This is a genomic window from Nocardia amamiensis NBRC 102102, from assembly GCF_001612745.1.
Classification (GTDB): domain Bacteria; phylum Actinomycetota; class Actinomycetes; order Mycobacteriales; family Mycobacteriaceae; genus Nocardia; species Nocardia amamiensis.
The window spans coordinates 1-17,066 of record NZ_BDBA01000239.1; the positions used below are offsets into that span (position 1 = coordinate 1).

Consider the following 17,066-nt stretch of genomic DNA (forward strand, 5'->3'; position numbering starts at 1 on the left):
TGGTGAACGAACTGAAAGCCGAAGTATCCCGCGAGATCAGCCCCATCGCCCGGCCCCGGGAGATCCACGTGGTACCCGAACTCCCCAAAACCCGCTCCGGCAAGATCATGCGCCGCCTGCTACGCGACATCGCCGAAGGACGCGAACTCGGCGACACCTCCACCCTCGTCGACCCGGGCGTCTTCGAGTCGATCCGAGCAGGCAAGGGCTGACCGGGACAGCACAGGTGCGGCCGGTGGCGGACTTCGCCACCGGCCGCACCCGTTAGAATTGCGTAAGGAGTGCCGGGAAGTCTGGTCGGCAAACGGACGCGCACCGTACGCCGACGTCGGTGGTCACCGCGTCCATTCAGCCCTGACCATCGCCAGAAAGGTTTCCCGTGATCCCACAGGTGCGCTCGGAGCTATCCCGCTATCTACGCACCGAAACTGTCGGTGGCGCACTCCTTCTGATCGCGGCGGCAATAGCGTTGCTGTGGGTGAACTCGCCGTGGGGCGCGAGCTATCAGACGATGACCGAGACAGTCGTCGCGATCCCGCCGCTACATCTCGAACTCACCCTCGCCGACTGGACCAAAGACGGCCTGCTCGCGGTGTTCTTCTTCGTCGCCGGTCTGGAGCTCAAACGGGAACTCGTGGTCGGCGAACTCGCCGACCGCAAGCGCGCCACATTACCGGTGATCGCGGCGATCGGTGGTGTGGTGGTCCCGGCGCTGATCGCGGCTGTGGTGGGGTTCGGCGTCCCCGGCATGGACCGGGCCTGGGCCATTCCGGTCGCCACCGATATCGCGTTCGCGCTGGCCGTGCTCGCGTTGACCGGCTCGCGTATCCCCGCGGGCGCACGCGTTTTCCTGCTCAGTCTGGCGGTGGTCGACGACTTGATGGCGATCGTCCTGATCGCGGTCCTGTTCACCACAACGGTGTCGCTGCTGTGGCTGCTCGCCGCGGCCGGGTGCTTCGCCGCATGGGCGCTGGCACAGCACAAACGGATCGGCACGCCGTTGCTCTATGTCCCGCTGGCGCTGGTGTCCTGGTACGCATTGCACGAGGCGGGTATCCACCCCACCATCGCTGGTATCGCGCTCGGTCTGCTCACCAGGGTGCGTCCCGACCCCGACGAGGAGCAGGCGCCGGCCACGCGACTCGAGCACTTGTTCCAACCGGTCTCCGCCGGCGTATGCGTTCCGTTGTTCGCGCTCTTCGCAGCCGGAGTTCCCTTGAACACCAACGTTTTCGGTGAGCTGTTCAGCGACAGGCTCGCCCTCGCGGTGATTCTCGGTCTCGTGCTGGGCAAGCCGCTCGGGATCTTCGGGATGAGCTGGGTGGCGATCCGACTCGGCATCGCCTCCCGTCCGAGCGAACTCGGCTGGCGGGACATGGTCGCCCTGGCGGTGCTCGGCGGAATCGGCTTCACCGTTAGCCTTCTCGTGGCGGAACTCGCGCTCGCCGACGTCGCGGGCGGTTCCTCCGTCGAATTGGCGAAGACCGCTGTGTTGGTCGCATCAATGGCGGCGTCGCTCGCCGGTTCGGCGCTACTGTTGCGGCGCGGGCGTGTCCACCAAGCGCGGCGGGACGCCCGTGCGCTAGAACGTGAAGAGTAAGGCGGCGCGAGCGACGTGCCCGGAAGCGGTAGCCTGCGTGACCGGTGGAGGGCATCGGGAGCACCGCGGCGAACGGGGCCGAAGCAGTGCCCGGATAGGGAGAAGGGTCGACCAAGTGAGTTTCAACCACGGCGGCAACGGGAACGACGCGCAACGCGGTCGTACGGTGACCTCCATCCCCCTCACAGACGCCGATCCACTCGGCTCCGCAAGTTTCGGGACCTTGGTTCGCGACGCCGCCGAGCAGATGTCGACCCTGGTCCGGGCCGAGGTGGAACTGGCCAAGGCCGAGGTCACCGGCGAGATCAAGAAGGGCCTGCAGGGCAGCGTCTACTTCATCCTGGCGCTGACCGTGCTGCTGTTCAGCACCTTCTTCTTTTTCTTCTTCCTCGGCGAACTGCTCGACGTGTGGCTGGCGCGCTGGGCGGCCTTCCTGATCGTCTTCGGGCTCATGATCTTGGCGACCGCGGTGCTCGGGTTCCTGGGCTACCGGCGGGTGATGAAGCTGCGTGCGCCGGAGAAGACGATCGACTCGCTCAAGCAAGCGCGTACGGTGCTGCCGCACGCGCTCGGCGGGCCCGAGGACCATCCCGCCCTGGAGAAGCGGACTTCCTAGGCGCGCGTTCGCGAGCCGGTGCCGCGACTACTAGGCTCGATCGGCGTGTCGGCGAACTTCCTTCCGGATCCGTCCAGCGTCCGTTACGACGGACCGTGGACACATCGGGACGTTCATGCCAACGGCATTCGATTCCACGTCGTGGAGGCGGCGCCGGAGCGGTCCGACGCCCCGCTGGTCGTGCTGCTGCACGGATTCGCGGATTTCTGGTGGTCATGGCGGCATCAGCTGACCGGACTGGCCGAGCTCGGCTATCGCACCGTGGCCGTCGATCTGCGCGGCTACGGCGACAGCGACAAGCCGCCGCGCGGGTACGACGGCTGGACGCTGGCCGGTGACGTCGCCGGGCTCATCCGCGCCCTCGGCTACACCGAGGCCACACTGGTCGGGCACGCCGACGGCGGACTGGTCTGCTGGACCACCGCGGTGCTGCACCCGCGGCTGGTTCGCTCGATCGCGCTGGTCAGCTCACCGCATCCGGCAGCGCTGAAAAGCGCCGTGCTGCGCAACCGGCGCCAGCGCGCGACCTGGCTGCCCAATTTCCTGCGCTACCAGCTCCCCCGTTACGGCGAGCACTTGCTGACCACCGGTGACGGCTTCGAGGTGGAACGGCTGCTGCGGCAACGGGTGAGCGCGGGCTGGGCGGGCACCGCCGAATTCGTCGACACCGCCCGGCGGATGCGCTCGGCCATCCAGATCCCCGGCGCCGCGCACTGCGCGTTGGAATACCAGCGCTGGGCCTTCCGCAGCCAGTGGCGTCCGGACGGCCGCCGATTCATGGCGACCATGCGCGAACCGATCCACATCCCGGTCCTCACCATGCGCGGCGACCTCGACCCTTACCTGCTGCCGGGAACGTTCCGTCGCGCCCAGTACCTCTCGCCGGAACGGCGTCTGGTCGCTATCCCCGCGGCCGGGCACTTCGCCCATCAGGAGAACCCCGACGCCGTCACGACCGAGCTGGCCAAACTCCTCGCCTGAACCCGCACCGAACGCCGGCCCGGTCGACGCCACCGCGGTCCCGCGCTTGGGCCAGCGAAGCCTAGGCGAGCCACCTCGAGGGCGCCGCCGGACCAAAAGCCGTACGTAGCCCGCGTGCGCAGCCGAGTGGAGGCGGCCGCTTGCCCGGCCACACGCCCGTATTTCCGCTCGAATCAGCTGAGGACGCAGGCTCCGGTGTCCACCGCGATGTCGGCCCCTGCCGCCGCATCCAGCTGAGCGCGGACCTCGGCGAGGGTGAGGACGTAGCCGGTGTCGTCGTCGGTGACCGCCGCGCCGAAGACCACGCCGAGCACCTGTCCTCCGGTATCCACCAGCGGTCCACCGGAATTGCCCGCCCTGACCTGACCGCGAACGGTGTAGACCTCGCGTTCGACGGTGCCGTTGCGGTAGATCGTGGGGCCGGTCAGATCCAGCGTCTCCCGGACCCTGGCCGCGCTCGCGGTGTACGGGCCGCCGCCCGGGTAACCGAGCACGATGGCGCTGTTGCCCGAGCGTGCGGGCACGGGCGCGCGCGGGACCACCGGAGCGATCAGCCCGGGCACCGCGAGTACCGCGACGTCCTTCGACGGGTCGAACAGGACCACATTCGCGTCCAATGGACCGCGCGGCGTGTCCACCGAGACGCTCGTGGTGCCCGCGACGACATGGGCGTTGGTCATCACGCGTTCCGGCGCGATCACGAAACCAGAGCCTTCCAGCGCCCGCTGGCAACTCGGCGCCACGCCGCGAATACGCAGCACACTCTGCTGCAGGGACGCGGCGACGGGGCTGGCGAGCACGCTCGGATCGGGCGGTTCGACGGCCGCGATGGGCGCCCGTCCGAACGGTCCGATCACGTCCGGCAGGCCCGAGGTGTTGAGCAGTTTGGAGAACTCGTTGGGCAGCCGGCGCAGCCAGTTCGGCGCGATGCCGTTGACGTCGGCCAGTACCCGCGAGCCGTTGATCGCCGTCGCGATGGCCGGCTGCGACGAGGTGGCCAGCGGCAATGCCAGCAGCCACGCCGTGACCAGCACGGCGACCGCCTGCAACCCCGCGCCGACCACGCTGTCCACGCTGCGCGTGAACGGATGGCGCATACCGCTGCGGGCGGCGCGGCCGAGCACCATGCCCGCGACCTCGCCGACGATCACCAGCACCACGATGAGCAGCACGCCGGTCAGGACTCTGGTCCGGCCCTCGTCGACGTGCACCAGGATGTGCGGCGCGATCAAGATGCCCGCGACGGCACCGAGCACCACACCGAGGAAGGCCAGCGCGGAGGCCACCGCCCCCTGCCGCCATCCCGAGGAGGCGGCGAGCAAGGCGAGCAGCACGACGGCGATGTCGAGCCAGGCCGACGAACTCATAAGGTCATCCCCACAGCGGCGAGTGCGGTTTCCAACTCACGAACGTCCTCGTGGTCCCACTCGCGATCCCAGCCGCAGGCTTTGCTGATCCCGGCGAGGATGCCGCCGGTCAACCCCCAGACCAGCATTCCGTCCACCTGGAACGCAGGACTCTGGTAGCCGAGAGTGCTGCGGACCACAAAACGGTTCGCCGGATCGAGCAGGTGGACGAGCGGAACGCGCACCACGCGCTCGGTCTCGCTCTCGTTCACGACCCGCACCGCGCCCGGCATGCGCCAGTACGCGATCACCGGCGTGACGTCGAACCGGGACGGCGGCACGAAGAGTTTCGGCAGCACCGCGAACGGTTCCACACCCGATCGGTCCAGCCCGGTCTCCTCACAGGCCTCGCGTAGAGCCGTGTCGATCGGCCCGGCATCGCCCGGGTCCACCGCACCGCCGGGAAACGCGACCTGACCGCGATGCTGACGCATGGTGGAGGCGCGCTGGGTGAGCAGTACTTCCGCGTCGGCGGGCAATCCGCCCGGCGCCTGCGGGTCCGCGTCGGGCGAGCCGCCGAACAGCACGAGCACCGCGGCTTGGCGCGGGGGCGAGGCCAAGGTCAAGGCCCGGCGCAGGGCACGCGCCTTGGTCAACGTGTCGGCGGAGTCGTCAGCCGGCTCGGCGGATCTGAGCAGCCATTTCGGAATGTCCTGCGGTATCTCGATGGTCATCGCACCCCTCCCCGCACCCGCCGAACAAGCCGAACACCCGCACCGTCACGCATCGTCATGCGGCCACTCCGAGTTCGCGCGCGACGGTGTTCGCAATGTCATCGACCCCTTCGAACGCCCGGACGACGACATCGGCGACCGAGCCATCGGCCCGCACCAGCACCGAGACCGGCAACACCGCCGGGGCTCCTGCGGCCGTGCGCACCCGCGCGTCCGCGTCGAGCACGCCGGGCAGCTTCACGTCCAGTCCGGCCAGCCTGGCCAGTGCCTTGGCTTCATCAGGGTCGCTGTGCACGGTCAGCACGGTAATCGCGTTCCCAGCTCGTTGTGCGTATTGCTGCAAATACGGCAACTCCTGGGCGCATGGTGCGCACCAGTAGGCCCACAGGTTCAGCAGGGCGGGCTTGCCCGCCAGCGCGGCGGCCAAGCCGACCGGTTTGCCATCTGCCAGGCATGCCAACGTTATCCCGGCCAGCGGACCGTTCCCCGTGGTGGCGGTAGCCGGGCAGTCGGCGAGACCCGCCGCGGCGCGCAGTTCGCCGGATACGCCGGAGGTGATCCGGGTCGACTGCGGCGTGGGCGTCTCGGCGTCGTCCCCGCGCGGCCACACCGCGACAGCCAGCGCCACCACCGCAATCAGTCCGGCAAGTGCCCAACGCCACGCATGCCCCGCACTGCTTCGGCCCGAGGGCTCCGAACTCACCGGCCCACCAGCTCGAGCAGATGCTCCCGCTCCGGTCCCTTCACCAGCTTGGCCGCGGCCTCCGGCTCGGTCGGCCCCGCCCCGAAGGACGGGCAGTCCTTGGCCAGGATGCACGCGCCGCACGCCGGCTTGCGGGCGTGGCACACGCGCCGGCCGTGGAAGATCACCCGGTGCGAGAGCATCGTCCAGTCCTTGCGCTCGATCAGCGCGCCGACGGCATGCTCGACCTTCACCGGATCCTCCTCGCCGGTCCATCCCCAGCGGCGCACCAGACGGCCGAAGTGGGTGTCGACGGTGATGCCAGGGACGCCGAACGCGTTACCGAGGATGACATTGGCGGTTTTGCGCCCGATGCCCGGCAACCGGACCAGGTCGGTCAGGGTGTGAGGCAATTCACCGTCGTGATGCTCGAGCAAAGCCTGTCCGAGACCGATCAGCGCGGCGGCCTTGTTCCGGAAGAACCCGGTCGGCCGGAGGTATTCCTCCAGCTCCGCGCGGTTGGCCTCGGCATATGCGCGGGCGTCCGGGTAGCGAGCGAACACCGCGGGCGTGGTGAGATTCACGCGCTCGTCGGTGCACTGTGCGGAAAGTATTGTCGCGACCGCCAATTCGAGCGGTGTGGTGAAGTCGAGCTCGCAGTGCGCATCGGGAAAGGCGACCGCGAGTTCCCGGTTCATCCGGCGCGCCCTCCGGACCAGCCCGAGCCGGGTTTCCGCCTGTCGCGCCCTGGTTCTCCGTTTCGGAGCCGCGGCGGCGCCCGACTGTGCTTCGGTGGGCTCGGAGGCGGACGAAAGGCCGTTCCCGGCGGAGACGGAGGGGGAGACGCGCACGCGTCCACCATACGGAACCGCCGACCAACGTTGCCCTTCCAGTTCAGTTGCCGTGTTCCATCTGAGACCTGGACCGTGTTTACTGCTCGTCATGCAAGGACTCGCTGTGGTGCTCTTCCCAGTGGTGTTGATGCTGTTCGCACTGGGTATGGAGCGGGTCGAGAACCGGCTCCGCAAGCTTCTCGAACCCGACGAAGAGGTTCAGCAGTACCTGGACAAAGCAAGCAACGCCGAAGTGAAGGAGCTGACGAAGCTCGGTCTGCCCGCCGCCGTGGCACGGATGCGCAGGCGCCGCTCCCGCGGCGAGGAACTGGACGTGGCTCGCGCGAGTTGAGGCGGCGGCAGCTGCAGATGTCCCGGATCCGGTAACTCCGAAGGCGCTCGCGGGCGTCTCTGATCACACTGGTACGGTTCTGCGCTGCACCACGCAATCCACTCGTTACGTGGTGTCCATCACTACGCTGCCACCACGCCGCGTAGACTGCGCTGTTGGCCGAGTCGCTTCGGTCCGGTACAGAGCCATTTCCCATAAGGAGCACATTCGTGGACGAGGCCCTCGCCAGAGCAGGCATCTTCCAGGGCGTCGAGCCCACTGCGGTGGCCGCCCTCGCCAAGCAACTTCAGCCGGTGGATTTCCCGCGCGGCCACGTCATTTTCAACGAGGGTGAGCCGGGCGACCGGCTGTACATCATCACGTCCGGCAAGGTGAAGATCGGCCGTCGTTCGCCCGATGGCCGTGAGAACCTGCTGACCATCATGGGCCCGTCCGACATGTTCGGCGAGCTGTCGATCTTCGACCCCGGCCCGCGTACCTCCACCGCCACCACGGTGACCGAGGTGCGCGCGGTGACGATGGACCGCGACGCCCTCAAAACCTGGATCGACCAGCGACCCGAAATCGCCGAGCAGTTGCTCCGCGTGCTCGCCCGCCGCTTGCGCCGGACCAACAACAACCTGGCCGACCTGATCTTCACCGACGTTCCCGGCCGGGTGGCCAAGGCCCTGCTGCAGCTCGCGCAGCGGTTCGGCACCCAGGAGGCGGGCGCCCTGCGGGTCACCCACGACCTGACCCAGGAAGAGATCGCCCAGCTGGTCGGCGCCTCCCGCGAGACCGTCAACAAGGCGCTCGCCGACTTCGCGCATCGCGGCTGGCTGCGGCTGGAGGGCAAGAGCGTGCTCATCTCCGACTCCGAGCGTCTCGCCCGCCGCGCCCGGTAACGCACGAACGTCATACGACCCGCCGGGTTCAGCGCTCCACTGAACCCGGCGGGTTGTCGTTCCCCGCGAAGCGCCGCAGCCGGAGATTCCGTCATCCGCTCGCGCCGGGCCGAGCGCACGCTCGAGGCGGCATCTTGTGCGCGGGCTGAGCGAAGGCGAAGCAGCCCCGTCATGCACCGGGCCGAGGGAAGGCTCGAGGCAGCCGCTCATGTGCCGGGCCGAGGGAAGGCTCGAGGCAGCCGCTAGCCGTGCACCCGCAGATAATCCAACTGCGCCTGCACCGAGCTGTGCGCGGCCGGCCACAGCCGCTTGTCCACGTCGGTGTACACCTGCTGCACCACCGCCAGCGCCTCAGCGTCCGGGCCGAGCACGCGCAATGCCTCCCGCACTTGGTCGAGGCGCTCGTGCCGATGGGCGATGTAGTACCGCGCGACCGGCTCCAGGTCCGGATGATCCGGGCCGTGCGCGGGCAGCAATGCCTTGCCCCGGCCCGCCTCGACCAGGCGGTCCAGCGACGCCAGGTAGTCGGCCAGCGTGCCGTCGCTGGAATCCAGCACGGTGGTGCCAGCGCCGAGGATGGTGTCCCCGGTCAGTACCGCGTCGTCGAGGACGAAACTCACCGAGTCGGCGGTGTGGCCGGGCGTGTCCAGCACGGTGATCCGCAGGCCTGCGGCCTCGATCACCTCGCCGTCGGACAGCGGCGCGTCCGAGCCGCGCAGAAAACCGGGGTCCTTCGCCCGCACCGCGGTCCCGGTCAATTCGGTGAGCCGATCGATGCCGCCGGTGTGGTCATGATGGCGGTGGGTGATCACGGTGAGGGCGATCTCGCCTCCGGTGGCCTCGGCGATCGCGGCGCTGTGCACCTCGTCCTTCGGCCCCGGATCGATCACCACACAGTCCGACCGCCCCGGCGCCCGCAGAATCCAGGTGTTGGTTCCCTCCAGCGTCATCGGGCCCGGATTGTCCGCCAGCAGCACCGACGCTGTCTCGGTGACCTGCCGTAGCTGCCCGTAGGCGGGGTGTGTCAACGTCATCGCAAACCTCGGATAGAACGGCGCCGGAAAATCCGGCTCGATGGGCGTACGCCTCAGCGCACCTCGGCGATCAGTTCGACCTCGACCGGGGTGTTCTTGGGCAGCTCGGAGACGCCGACGGCCGAACGCGCGTGCTTGCCCGCGTCACCGAAGACCTGGCCGAGGAATTCCGACGCGCCGTTGATCACCACCGGCTGGTCGCCGAATCCCGGTGCGGAGGCGACGAATCCGACGACCTTCACGATACGCACCACCGCGTCCAGCCCGACCAGGTCGTGCACCGCGGCCAGCGCGTTCAGCGCGCACAACCGGGCGGCCTCCTTGGCCTCCTCGATCGACACCTCGGCTCCGACCTTGCCGACCGCGGACAACCGGCCGTCCACGAATGGCAACTGGCCGGAGGTGTAGACGAGCGACCCGGTCCGGATCGCGGGAATGTAGGCCGCGACCGGTGGCACAACCGGAGGCAGGGTGAGCCCGAGCTCGGCGAGGTTCTGCTCCCACTGAGTCACTGCGCCGCCCGCCCTACTTCTTGGGCCGCTTGAGATAGGCGACGTGCTGTTCACCGGTCGGTCCGGGCAGCACACTGACCAGCTCCCAGCCGTCGGCGCCCCACTGGTCGAGAATCTGCTTCGTCGCGTGCGTCAGCAATGGCACGGTCGCGTACTCCCACAGGGTCGTATCACTCATGTGCGAAGCGTAGCTCTGTCCAATTTTGCAGCGCCTGCGGCGCTGCGTGTTCACGGCATGCTCGGTCTCGCTCCGCTCGAAAGACGAGGTCAGCCCAGTGGGACCCGCCGCGGATATCCAACCGACACGGTGCACGCAGACCACTTGATGTGGGCGTGCTGTCTGAGTCGGCAATGGTGTCCGGAGCTCGGTGTAGCAGGAGCCTTCGGCCGGGGTCGGGCCATGAGTTATAGGCTCGCGATCGTGGGAGTACCAACAGCAGTGCCGCTTTCGGCGGAGACCGGGCCGGACGCACGGTGGCCGAAGCGCGCCGAGCAGGCCCGCTTGCACTACGTCTCCGGCAAGGGAGGCACGGGTAAATCGACCGTCGCCGCGGCGCTGGCGCTGGCGCTCGCCGCAGGCGGGCGCCGCGTGCTGTTGGTGGAGGTGGAGAGCAGGCAGTCGATCGCGCAGCTGTTCGATCTGCCGCCGCTGCCGCCGACCGAGACACGGATCGCCACCGCCGACGGTGGCGGCGAAGTGGTCGCGCTGGCGCTGGACATCGAGCACGCTTTCCTCGAGTACCTCGACATGTTCTACAACCTGGGCTTCGCGGGGCGGGCGATGCGCAGAATGGGCGCCATCGAGTTCGTCACCACCATCGCCCCCGGTCTGCGCGACGTCATCCTGACCGGCAAGATCAAGGAATGCGCGGTCCGGGTGGACAAGTCCGGCCGGCGGGTCTACGACGAGATCGTGGTGGACGCGCCGCCCACCGGTCGCATCGCCAGCTTCCTCGACGTCACCAAGGCGATGCTCGAGGTGGCCAAAGGCGGGCCGATCGCCTCGCAGGCCGACGGCGTTTCGCGGCTGCTGCACTCCGACGAGACGATGGTTCACCTGGTCACCCTGCTGGAAGCGCTACCGGTGCAGGAAACCGCCGACGCCGTCGCCGAACTCACCGCCGCCGACCTGCGCATCGGTACCGTGATCGTGAACCGCGCGACCGAAGGCGAGCTGCCGCTCGAACTGCGCGCAAGGGCCGCTCAGGGCGATCTCGACGGCGACGCCATTCGCGCTGGTCTGATGTCCGCGGGGATCACCTTGCCCGACGGCGACTTCCGCGGCCTGCTCACCGAAACCGTCGAGCACTCCGCCACTCTGCAAGCACAGGACGACAGCGCCGAGGAACTGGCCAAGGTCGACATCTCACGGCTGTATCTGCCCACTCTCCCGGACGGGATGGACCTGGGCGGACTGTACGAATTAGCCGAACATCTCAGCGCGCAGGGAGTCCGATGAGTACCCCGACCCACCCCGTGGCTGCCCCGCTGGACATTTCGCGGATCATCGCCGATCCGTCGGCTCGCGTAGTGGTCTGCTGCGGCTCCGGCGGCGTCGGCAAGACGACCACCGCCGCCGCCATCGCGCTGCGTGCCGCCGAGGAGGGACGCAAGGTCGTGGTGCTCACCATCGACCCCGCGCGCAGGCTGGCCCAGTCGCTCGGCGTCGCCGACTTGGACAACACCCCGCAGCGGGTGGCCCTCGGCCCGGAGGCGAAGGGTGAGCTGCACGCGATGATGCTCAACATGCGTCGCACGTTCGACGACATGGTGCTCGAACACACCAGCCCAGAGAAAGCGGAGCAGATTTTCGCCAATCCCTTCTATCAGACCGTAGCGTCCTCTTTCGGCGGCACTCAGGAATACATGGCGATGGAAAAGCTGGGCCAGCTGGCCCACCGGGGCGAGTGGGACCTGATCGTGGTCGACACGCCGCCCTCGCGAAACGCCCTCGATTTCCTGGACGCCCCTAAGCGACTCGGCAACTTCCTCAACGGCCGCATGATCCGGGTGATCATGGCGCCCGGCCGCGGCGTGACCCGGTTGGTGACCGGCGCGATGAGCCTGGCGGTGCGCGGTGTGTCCACCATCGTCGGCGGACAGATGCTCAAGGACGCGTCGAACTTCCTGCAGTCCCTGGACTCGCTGTTCGGCGGCTTCCAAGAACGGGCCGACCGCACCTACGCGATGTTGTCCAAGCCCGGCACGCACTTTCTCGTGGTCGCCGCGCCGGAACCGGACGCGCTGCGGGAAGCTTCGTTCTTCGTCGACCGGCTCTCCACCGAGCGCATGCCGCTGGCGGGGCTGGTGCTCAACCGCACGCATCCGGTGCTCAGCTCGCTGCAGGCCGACCACGCGCTCACCGCCGCCGACCAGCTCGAGCAGGACGACCCCCTCACCGCGGCGGTGTTGCGCGTGCACGCCCGCCGCGTTGCCACCGACAAGCGGGAACAGCACCTGCTGTATCGCTTCACGGGCGCGCACCCGCGGGTGCCGATCGTCTCGGTCACGGCGCTGCCGTTCGAAGTATCCGATCTCGACGCGCTGCGCGCCGTGGGCGATCAGCTCACCCGTTCGGTGCGGGCGACCGCCTGATACTTAGGCGTATCCGCTATATCTCGAATGGAAATATTGGCCCAGAAACGAAACTGAGCCCGCTTGCGCGGGCTCCGTTTCGGGGTTCTCTTGGACTACATCGCCACTTGATGCTGGCGCTGGGCCTGGAAGAAATCGGCCCATGAGGTCACCTCCGGATGCTGCTTCAACAGAGCGCGGCGCTGGCGTTCGGTCATGCCGCCCCATACGCCGAACTCGACGCGGTTGTCGAGCGCATCGGCGCCACACTGCATGAGCACCGGGCAGTGCCTGCAGATCGTCGCCGCTTTGCGCTGTGCCGCGCCGCGGACGAACAACTGATCTGGGTCCACTTCCTTGCATCGGGCCTGGGCTACCCAGGCGATCCTTGCTTCGGCCTGCTCCACGTCCAATCGAGCGATGGGGGTTGTCATGTGCATTTGGTGTGCCCCTTTGCAGTCCGAACACCGGGTCAACGGCGCTCCAGAATCGCGTTGTCACCACGCAGCACCCAAACCCCACTGCGAAGTGCACCACATTCCACTTTGAGTGTTAGCTCTATCACACTGGGTTCTCAATCTAGGTAAAGGTATGGCGCTTGCGCAAGACCGTCCCGAGATTTTTTGGTACGTCCGTGCCTGCAAACGGCGGCGTACACGGGACGGTCAGGCAGATCTCGCGCGCGCCGTCATCCGACACGCCGAATGCGATCGTGCGACACGCCGATTCCAGTTCTGGAACAACCAGTTCCAGGCGTCGGACAAATGCCGCCAGGAACGCTTGAATCCCAACCCGTAATCTTGTTTCGTGCCGATCACACATACGCTCGCGCGGCTGGCCGGCAGTTGCGTGCTGGCCGCCGTGCTCGTCGCCGGGTTGTTGTTCCCGCTCGCCGGCGGCTTCGGGTTCGTCTCCAACCGTGCTGCCGACGCCGTCGACAACGTCTCCGCCGAACTGGTCGAGGGGACGGTGCCCGCAGTCTCGACCATGGTCGACGCGGCGGGCAATCCGATCGCCTGGCTGTACGAGCAACGCCGCTTCGAGGTGCCGAGCGACCGGATCTCCAACGACATGAAGTTGGCGATCGTGTCCATCGAGGACCGCCGCTTCGCCGAGCACGAGGGCGTCGACTGGCAGGGCACGCTGCGCGCGTTCCTCACCAACACCACCAGCGGCGAGGTGCAGCAGGGCGCGTCGACGCTGGACCAGCAATATGTGAAGAACTTCCAGCTGCTCGTGGTCGCCAAGACGGACGCCGAGCGCCGTGCCGCCATCGAGACCACCCCCGCGCGCAAGATCCGGGAGATCCGGATGGCGCTGACGCTGGACCGCGAGCTGACCAAGGACGAGATCCTCACCCGGTACCTGAACCTCGTCCCGTTCGGCAACTCCTCCTACGGCGTGCAAGACGCCGCGAAGACCTACTTCGGCGTCGACGCCGCCGAGTTGAACGTGTCGCAGGCCGCGATGCTGGCGGGCATGGTGCAGAGCTCGTCGAAACTGAACCCGTACACCAACCCCGACGGCGTGCTGGCCCGGCGCAACACGGTGCTGGACACGATGATCCAGAACATCCCCAGCCGCGCCGACGAGTTCCGCGAGGCCAAGACCAAGCCGCTGGGCGTGCTGCCGGAACCCAAGGGTCTGCCGCGCGGCTGCATCGCCGCCAACGATCGCGGCTTCTTCTGCGACTACGCACTGCAGTACCTGGCCAACGCCGGCATCAGCCGCGAGCAGATCGACAAGGGCGGCTACCTGATCAGGACCACCCTCGATCCCGCCGTGCAGGACTCGGTCAAACGCGCGGTGACCGACGCGGCCAACCCGAACCTCGACAACATCGCCGAGGTCATGTCCGTGGTCGCGCCAGGGCAGGACGCGCATCCGGTGGTCGCGATGGCCAGCAGTCGCACCTACGGCCTGAACCGGGACGCGAGCGAGACCGTGCAGCCGCAGCCGTACTCGATGGTCGGCGACGGCGCCGGCTCGATCTTCAAGATCTTCACCACCGCCGCGGCCATGGAGAAGGGCCTCGGCATCAGTGCCGAGCTCGACGTGCCAGGCCGCTTCGAAGCCAGAGGCATGGGTAACGGCGGCGCGCGCGGCTGCCCGCCCGCCACCTACTGCGTGGAGAACGCGGGCCGGTACAAGTCGCCCATGTCCGTGACCGAAGCGCTGGCCACCTCGCCGAACACCGCGTTCGTCAAGCTGATCCAGGCCGTCGGCGTCACCCCGACCGTCGACATGGCGATCCGGCTGGGCATGCGCTCATTCACCGAACCGGGTTCTTCCGGTCACGGCAACCAGAGCTTGGCCGACATGATCAAGGGCCAGAACCTCGGCTCGTTCACCCTCGGCCCGGTCGCGATCAACCCGCTGGAGCTGTCCAACGTCGCCGCGACGCTGGGCTCCGGCGGCCGGTGGTGCCCGCCGAACCCGATCAAGGAGGTCATCGACCGCCAGGGCAAGCAGGTGCCGCTGACCCAGCAGGCGTGCGAGCAAGTCGTCGAGCCGGGCTTGGCGAACACCCTCGCCCACGCGCTGAGCAAGGACGACACCGCGGGCACCGCGACGGCCGCGGCCCAGTCGGTGCAATGGAACTACCCGATGTCCGGCAAGACCGGTACCACCGAGAGTCACCGCTCCTCGGCCTTTCTCGGCTTCACCAACGCGTTGGCCGCGGCGGCCTACGTCTACGGCGACAGCCCGACGCCCGGCGAGATCTGCTCGTTCCCGCTGCGCAACTGCGGCGACGGCAACTTGTTCGGCGGTAACGAACCGGCGCGGACCTGGTTCAACGCGATCAAACCGGTGATCCCGCTATTCCCGCCGCCCGCACTGCCGCCGCTGGACGACAAGTACGTGCGCGGCGCCAACAACGCCCAGGTGCCCGACGTCGTCGGCAAGACGCAGGCCGAGGCCACCGCCGCGCTGGTCGCCGCGGGCTTCCAGGTGTCGCCGGTGACCGGCGCCGGTGACCGGCCCAAGGGCACCGTGATGGGTACCGCGCCCAACGGCTCGGCCATTCCCGGCTCGGTGATCACGCTGTACATCAGTGACGGCACCGTCCGGGCTGCGCCACCACCGGGTCCGGCGCCACCGCCGCCGGGAGCACCGGGGCTGCCGCCACTGCCGCGGCTGCCACCGATCCCGATCCCGATTCCGCTCCCCCGCTGAGCAGACGAAAGGGGCCGCGAACCTGGTTCGCGGCCCCTTTCTGTATTCGATTTGCGCCGCTGCGTGGCCGTGCTACCGCCTCCTGGCCTGAGGTCGCGGCGCGGATTCGACCGCTACAGCCGCGCCTTCACCGCGGCCGAGATGCGCGAGCCGTCGGCTTTGCCCGCCGCCAATCCGGTGGCGATCTTCATGACCTGACCCATCTGGCGCATGCCCGGCCGTTCGCCGATTTCCTCGGCGACTTGCGCGATGGCGGTGTCGGCGAGATCGGCGACTTCGGCGTCGGTCAGCTGGGTCGGCAGGTACTCGTCGATGATGCGGGCCTCGGCGTGCTCGTTCGCCGCCAACTCGCCGCGCCCGGCCTGGGTGTAGACCTCGGCCGATTCGTTGCGCTTCTTCGACTCCTTCTGCAGCACGGCGATGACCTCGGCGTCGGTGAGCTCACGCGCCTCGGTGCCCGCGACCTCGGCGGTCTGGATCGCCGACAGCATCATTCGCAACGTGGAAAGGCGCAGCGTGTCCTTGGCTTTCATCGCGGCGGTCAGGTCCGCGCGCAGCTGCGATTTGAGTTCCGACATGCCGCTCACGGTAGCCGCTTCGGCGCGGCGGTCACACTACATTTGCCGCGGCGTCCGATTTCCCGGGCACGAACGGGGCGCTTGTGCCGAAACACACTCGGCGCGCCTGAGCGAGGTCACCTATGCTGGGCAAATGCCCGTGATCTCGACCTCTGCTGTACGCACGACCGCACTGGGAGCCGCCGGGGCCGCGGTAGCCGGAATCGGCTACGCCTCGCTGGTCGAACGCAACGCCTTCATCCTCCGGGAGGCGACCATGCCAGTGCTTGCGCCGGGGTCGTCGTCGCTGCGGGTGCTGCATCTCAGTGACCTGCACATGACGCCGGGGCAGAAGCTCAAACAGCAGTGGTTGCGGGAGCTGGACCGGCTGGAACCGGATCTGGTGATCAACACCGGCGATAACCTGTCGCACCAGAAGTCGGTGCCCGCGGTGGTTCAGGCCCTCGGCGGACTGCTTTCCCGCCCTGGCCTTTTCGTTTTCGGCAGCAATGACTACTTCGCGCCGGTGGCGAAGAACCCGCTGAAGTACTTCAAGAAGGACCACCGCCGGACCTTCGGCGCGCCGCTGCCGTGGAAGGACTTGCGCGCGGCCTTCACCGAGCGCGGCTGGCTCGACCTGACGCACGTGCGTCGCGACCTCGAGGTGGCCGGTATCCGCATCGCCACCGCCGGTGTGGACGACCCGCACCTGCAGCGCGACCGTTACGACACCATCGCCGGCGCCCCGAATCCAATGGCCGACCTGCGGATCGGGCTCACTCACTCGCCCGAGCCGCGGGTGCTGGACCGCTTCGCCGAGGACGGATACGACCTGGTACTGGCCGGACACACGCACGGCGGCCAGCTGTGCCTGCCCGGCTACGGCGCGCTGGTCACCAACTGCGGAATCGACCGGTCCCGGGTGAAGGGTCCGTCGAAGTGGGGCGAGCACACTCAGCTGCACGTCTCCGCGGGCGTCGGTACCTCGCCATGGGCGCCGTACCGATTCTGCTGCCGTCCGGAGGCAACCCTGTTGACGTTGGTCGCCGCGCCGCCGAAACGGCCGGGAGCAGACACGGGCCAGGGTGTGTCGGCATCGGAGGCCGTCGCCCGCTAAGGTCCCTGCCAAGAGCTGTCAGGTAGGGGAAACAGTGAGCGAGCGTCAGCGAGCGAACCGAGAACAC

General features: G+C 68.2%; 19 protein-coding genes. 10 read left to right on the top strand and 9 right to left on the bottom strand.

Annotated elements, in window-relative coordinates; all coding sequences use genetic code 11:
* The 4 genes from NA4_RS32845 to NA4_RS32860 form a co-directional block, all read left to right on the top strand.
* The coding region (locus tag NA4_RS32845; protein WP_444980049.1) for an AMP-binding enzyme at window positions 1-212 on the top strand (212 nt) is incomplete at its 5' end.
* Window positions 213-379: 167 nt separating this feature from the next.
* Window positions 380-1,600 (top strand): Na+/H+ antiporter NhaA, encoded by a 1,221-nt coding sequence (nhaA, locus tag NA4_RS32850; protein WP_067479111.1) that lies wholly within the window; start codon window positions 380-382, stop codon window positions 1,598-1,600.
* Between the two features lie 115 nt (window positions 1,601-1,715).
* Complete coding sequence (locus NA4_RS32855; RefSeq protein WP_067479113.1) at window positions 1,716-2,216, top strand: phage holin family protein; 501 nt, start codon at window positions 1,716-1,718, stop codon at window positions 2,214-2,216.
* 45 nt (window positions 2,217-2,261) lie between these two features.
* A complete protein-coding gene (locus NA4_RS32860) occupies window positions 2,262-3,197 on the top strand; it encodes an alpha/beta fold hydrolase (protein ID WP_067479114.1) in 936 nt (311 codons plus the stop codon).
* Between the two features lie 173 nt (window positions 3,198-3,370).
* Here NA4_RS32860 and NA4_RS32865 read toward each other — a convergent pair whose 3' ends face one another.
* Genes NA4_RS32865 through nth form a run of 4 tightly spaced genes read right to left on the bottom strand, consistent with a single transcriptional unit; the run spans window position 3,371 to window position 6,678 of the window.
* A complete protein-coding gene (locus NA4_RS32865) occupies window positions 3,371-4,564 on the bottom strand; it encodes a MarP family serine protease (RefSeq protein WP_067479116.1) in 1,194 nt (397 codons plus the stop codon).
* Window positions 4,561-5,277 carry an NUDIX hydrolase gene (locus NA4_RS32870; protein WP_067479118.1) on the bottom strand — a complete coding sequence of 239 codons (717 nt, stop codon included), beginning with the start codon at window positions 5,275-5,277 and terminating at the stop codon, window positions 4,561-4,563. Before NA4_RS32870 ends, NA4_RS32865 begins: the two co-directional genes overlap by 4 nt.
* Window positions 5,278-5,332: 55 nt before the next feature.
* Window positions 5,333-5,980 carry a TlpA family protein disulfide reductase gene (locus NA4_RS32875; protein WP_245671696.1) on the bottom strand — a complete coding sequence of 216 codons (648 nt, stop codon included), beginning with the start codon at window positions 5,978-5,980 and terminating at the stop codon, window positions 5,333-5,335.
* Window positions 5,977-6,678, bottom strand: coding sequence for an endonuclease III (gene nth, locus NA4_RS32880; protein ID WP_067479135.1), 702 nt, complete (start codon window positions 6,676-6,678; stop codon window positions 5,977-5,979). Before nth ends, NA4_RS32875 begins: the two co-directional genes overlap by 4 nt.
* 223 nt (window positions 6,679-6,901) lie before the next feature.
* Here nth and NA4_RS32885 point away from each other — a divergent pair, with 223 nt between their 5' ends.
* Window positions 6,902-7,144 carry a hypothetical protein gene (locus NA4_RS32885; protein ID WP_040686056.1) on the top strand — a complete coding sequence of 81 codons (243 nt, stop codon included), beginning with the start codon at window positions 6,902-6,904 and terminating at the stop codon, window positions 7,142-7,144.
* 209 nt (window positions 7,145-7,353) lie between these two features.
* Window positions 7,354-8,028, top strand: coding sequence for a Crp/Fnr family transcriptional regulator (locus NA4_RS32890; RefSeq protein WP_039794544.1), 675 nt, complete (start codon window positions 7,354-7,356; stop codon window positions 8,026-8,028).
* A gap of 242 nt (window positions 8,029-8,270) precedes the next feature.
* Here the strand turns inward: NA4_RS32890 and NA4_RS32895 are convergent, their stop codons facing one another.
* The 3 genes from NA4_RS32895 to sp36 are packed head-to-tail and all read right to left on the bottom strand — an operon-like array spanning window position 8,271 to window position 9,752.
* Window positions 8,271-9,062, bottom strand: a complete 792-nt coding sequence (locus NA4_RS32895; protein WP_067479120.1) for an MBL fold metallo-hydrolase — start codon at window positions 9,060-9,062, stop codon at window positions 8,271-8,273.
* A 53-nt stretch (window positions 9,063-9,115) separates the two neighbouring features.
* Complete coding sequence (locus NA4_RS32900; protein WP_067479122.1) at window positions 9,116-9,574, bottom strand: RidA family protein; 459 nt, start codon at window positions 9,572-9,574, stop codon at window positions 9,116-9,118.
* A 13-nt stretch (window positions 9,575-9,587) separates the two neighbouring features.
* Entirely contained in the window at window positions 9,588-9,752 is a 165-nt protein-coding gene (gene sp36 / locus NA4_RS40945) for a Sp36 family protein (RefSeq protein WP_157129445.1), read from the bottom strand.
* Window positions 9,753-10,013: 261 nt separating this feature from the next.
* On the opposite strand from sp36, the gene bagA reads away from it, so the two are divergent.
* Together bagA and bagB are read left to right on the top strand one after the other, a co-directional pair.
* Window positions 10,014-11,033 (top strand): ATPase BagA, encoded by a 1,020-nt coding sequence (bagA, locus tag NA4_RS32905; RefSeq protein WP_067479124.1) that lies wholly within the window; start codon window positions 10,014-10,016, stop codon window positions 11,031-11,033.
* The gene (bagB, locus tag NA4_RS32910) at window positions 11,030-12,169 is read left to right on the top strand and encodes an ATPase BagB (RefSeq protein ID WP_067479126.1); all 1,140 of its coding nucleotides are present in this window, start codon (window positions 11,030-11,032) and stop codon (window positions 12,167-12,169) included. The genes bagA and bagB overlap by 4 nt, the downstream gene beginning before the upstream one ends.
* A gap of 95 nt (window positions 12,170-12,264) precedes the next feature.
* Here the strand turns inward: bagB and NA4_RS32915 are convergent, their stop codons facing one another.
* Window positions 12,265-12,588, bottom strand: coding sequence for a WhiB family transcriptional regulator (locus NA4_RS32915; protein ID WP_014981178.1), 324 nt, complete (start codon window positions 12,586-12,588; stop codon window positions 12,265-12,267).
* Between the two features lie 367 nt (window positions 12,589-12,955).
* Between NA4_RS32915 and NA4_RS32920 the strand changes: the two genes are divergently transcribed.
* A complete protein-coding gene (locus tag NA4_RS32920; protein ID WP_067479127.1) occupies window positions 12,956-15,325 on the top strand; it encodes a penicillin-binding protein in 2,370 nt (789 codons plus the stop codon).
* Between the two features lie 113 nt (window positions 15,326-15,438).
* On the opposite strand, the gene NA4_RS32925 is transcribed toward NA4_RS32920, so the two are convergent.
* Window positions 15,439-15,903, bottom strand: coding sequence for a GatB/YqeY domain-containing protein (locus NA4_RS32925; protein ID WP_067479130.1), 465 nt, complete (start codon window positions 15,901-15,903; stop codon window positions 15,439-15,441).
* Window positions 15,904-16,036: 133 nt separating this feature from the next.
* Here NA4_RS32925 and NA4_RS32930 point away from each other — a divergent pair, with 133 nt between their 5' ends.
* Window positions 16,037-16,999, top strand: coding sequence for a metallophosphoesterase (locus NA4_RS32930; RefSeq protein ID WP_067479132.1), 963 nt, complete (start codon window positions 16,037-16,039; stop codon window positions 16,997-16,999).
* Window positions 17,000-17,066: the final 67 nt, after the last annotated feature.

Excerpts from the sequence above, each read along its gene's own strand:
- NA4_RS32865 (WP_067479116.1), bottom strand. The coding sequence starts at position 4,564 with ATGAGTTCGTCGGCCTGGCTCGACATCGCCGTCGTGCTGCTCGCCTTG.
- NA4_RS32870 (WP_067479118.1), bottom strand. The coding sequence starts at position 5,277 with ATGACCATCGAGATACCGCAGGACATTCCGAAATGGCTGCTCAGATCC.
- NA4_RS32885 (WP_040686056.1), top strand. The coding sequence starts at position 6,902 with ATGCAAGGACTCGCTGTGGTGCTCTTCCCAGTGGTGTTGATGCTGTTC.
- NA4_RS32895 (WP_067479120.1), bottom strand. The coding sequence starts at position 9,062 with ATGACGTTGACACACCCCGCCTACGGGCAGCTACGGCAGGTCACCGAG.
- sp36 (WP_157129445.1), bottom strand. The coding sequence starts at position 9,752 with ATGAGTGATACGACCCTGTGGGAGTACGCGACCGTGCCATTGCTGACG.
- bagB (WP_067479126.1), top strand. The coding sequence starts at position 11,030 with ATGAGTACCCCGACCCACCCCGTGGCTGCCCCGCTGGACATTTCGCGG.
- NA4_RS32915 (WP_014981178.1), bottom strand. The coding sequence starts at position 12,588 with ATGCACATGACAACCCCCATCGCTCGATTGGACGTGGAGCAGGCCGAA.
- NA4_RS32925 (WP_067479130.1), bottom strand. The coding sequence starts at position 15,903 with ATGTCGGAACTCAAATCGCAGCTGCGCGCGGACCTGACCGCCGCGATG.
- NA4_RS32930 (WP_067479132.1), top strand. The coding sequence starts at position 16,037 with ATGCCCGTGATCTCGACCTCTGCTGTACGCACGACCGCACTGGGAGCC.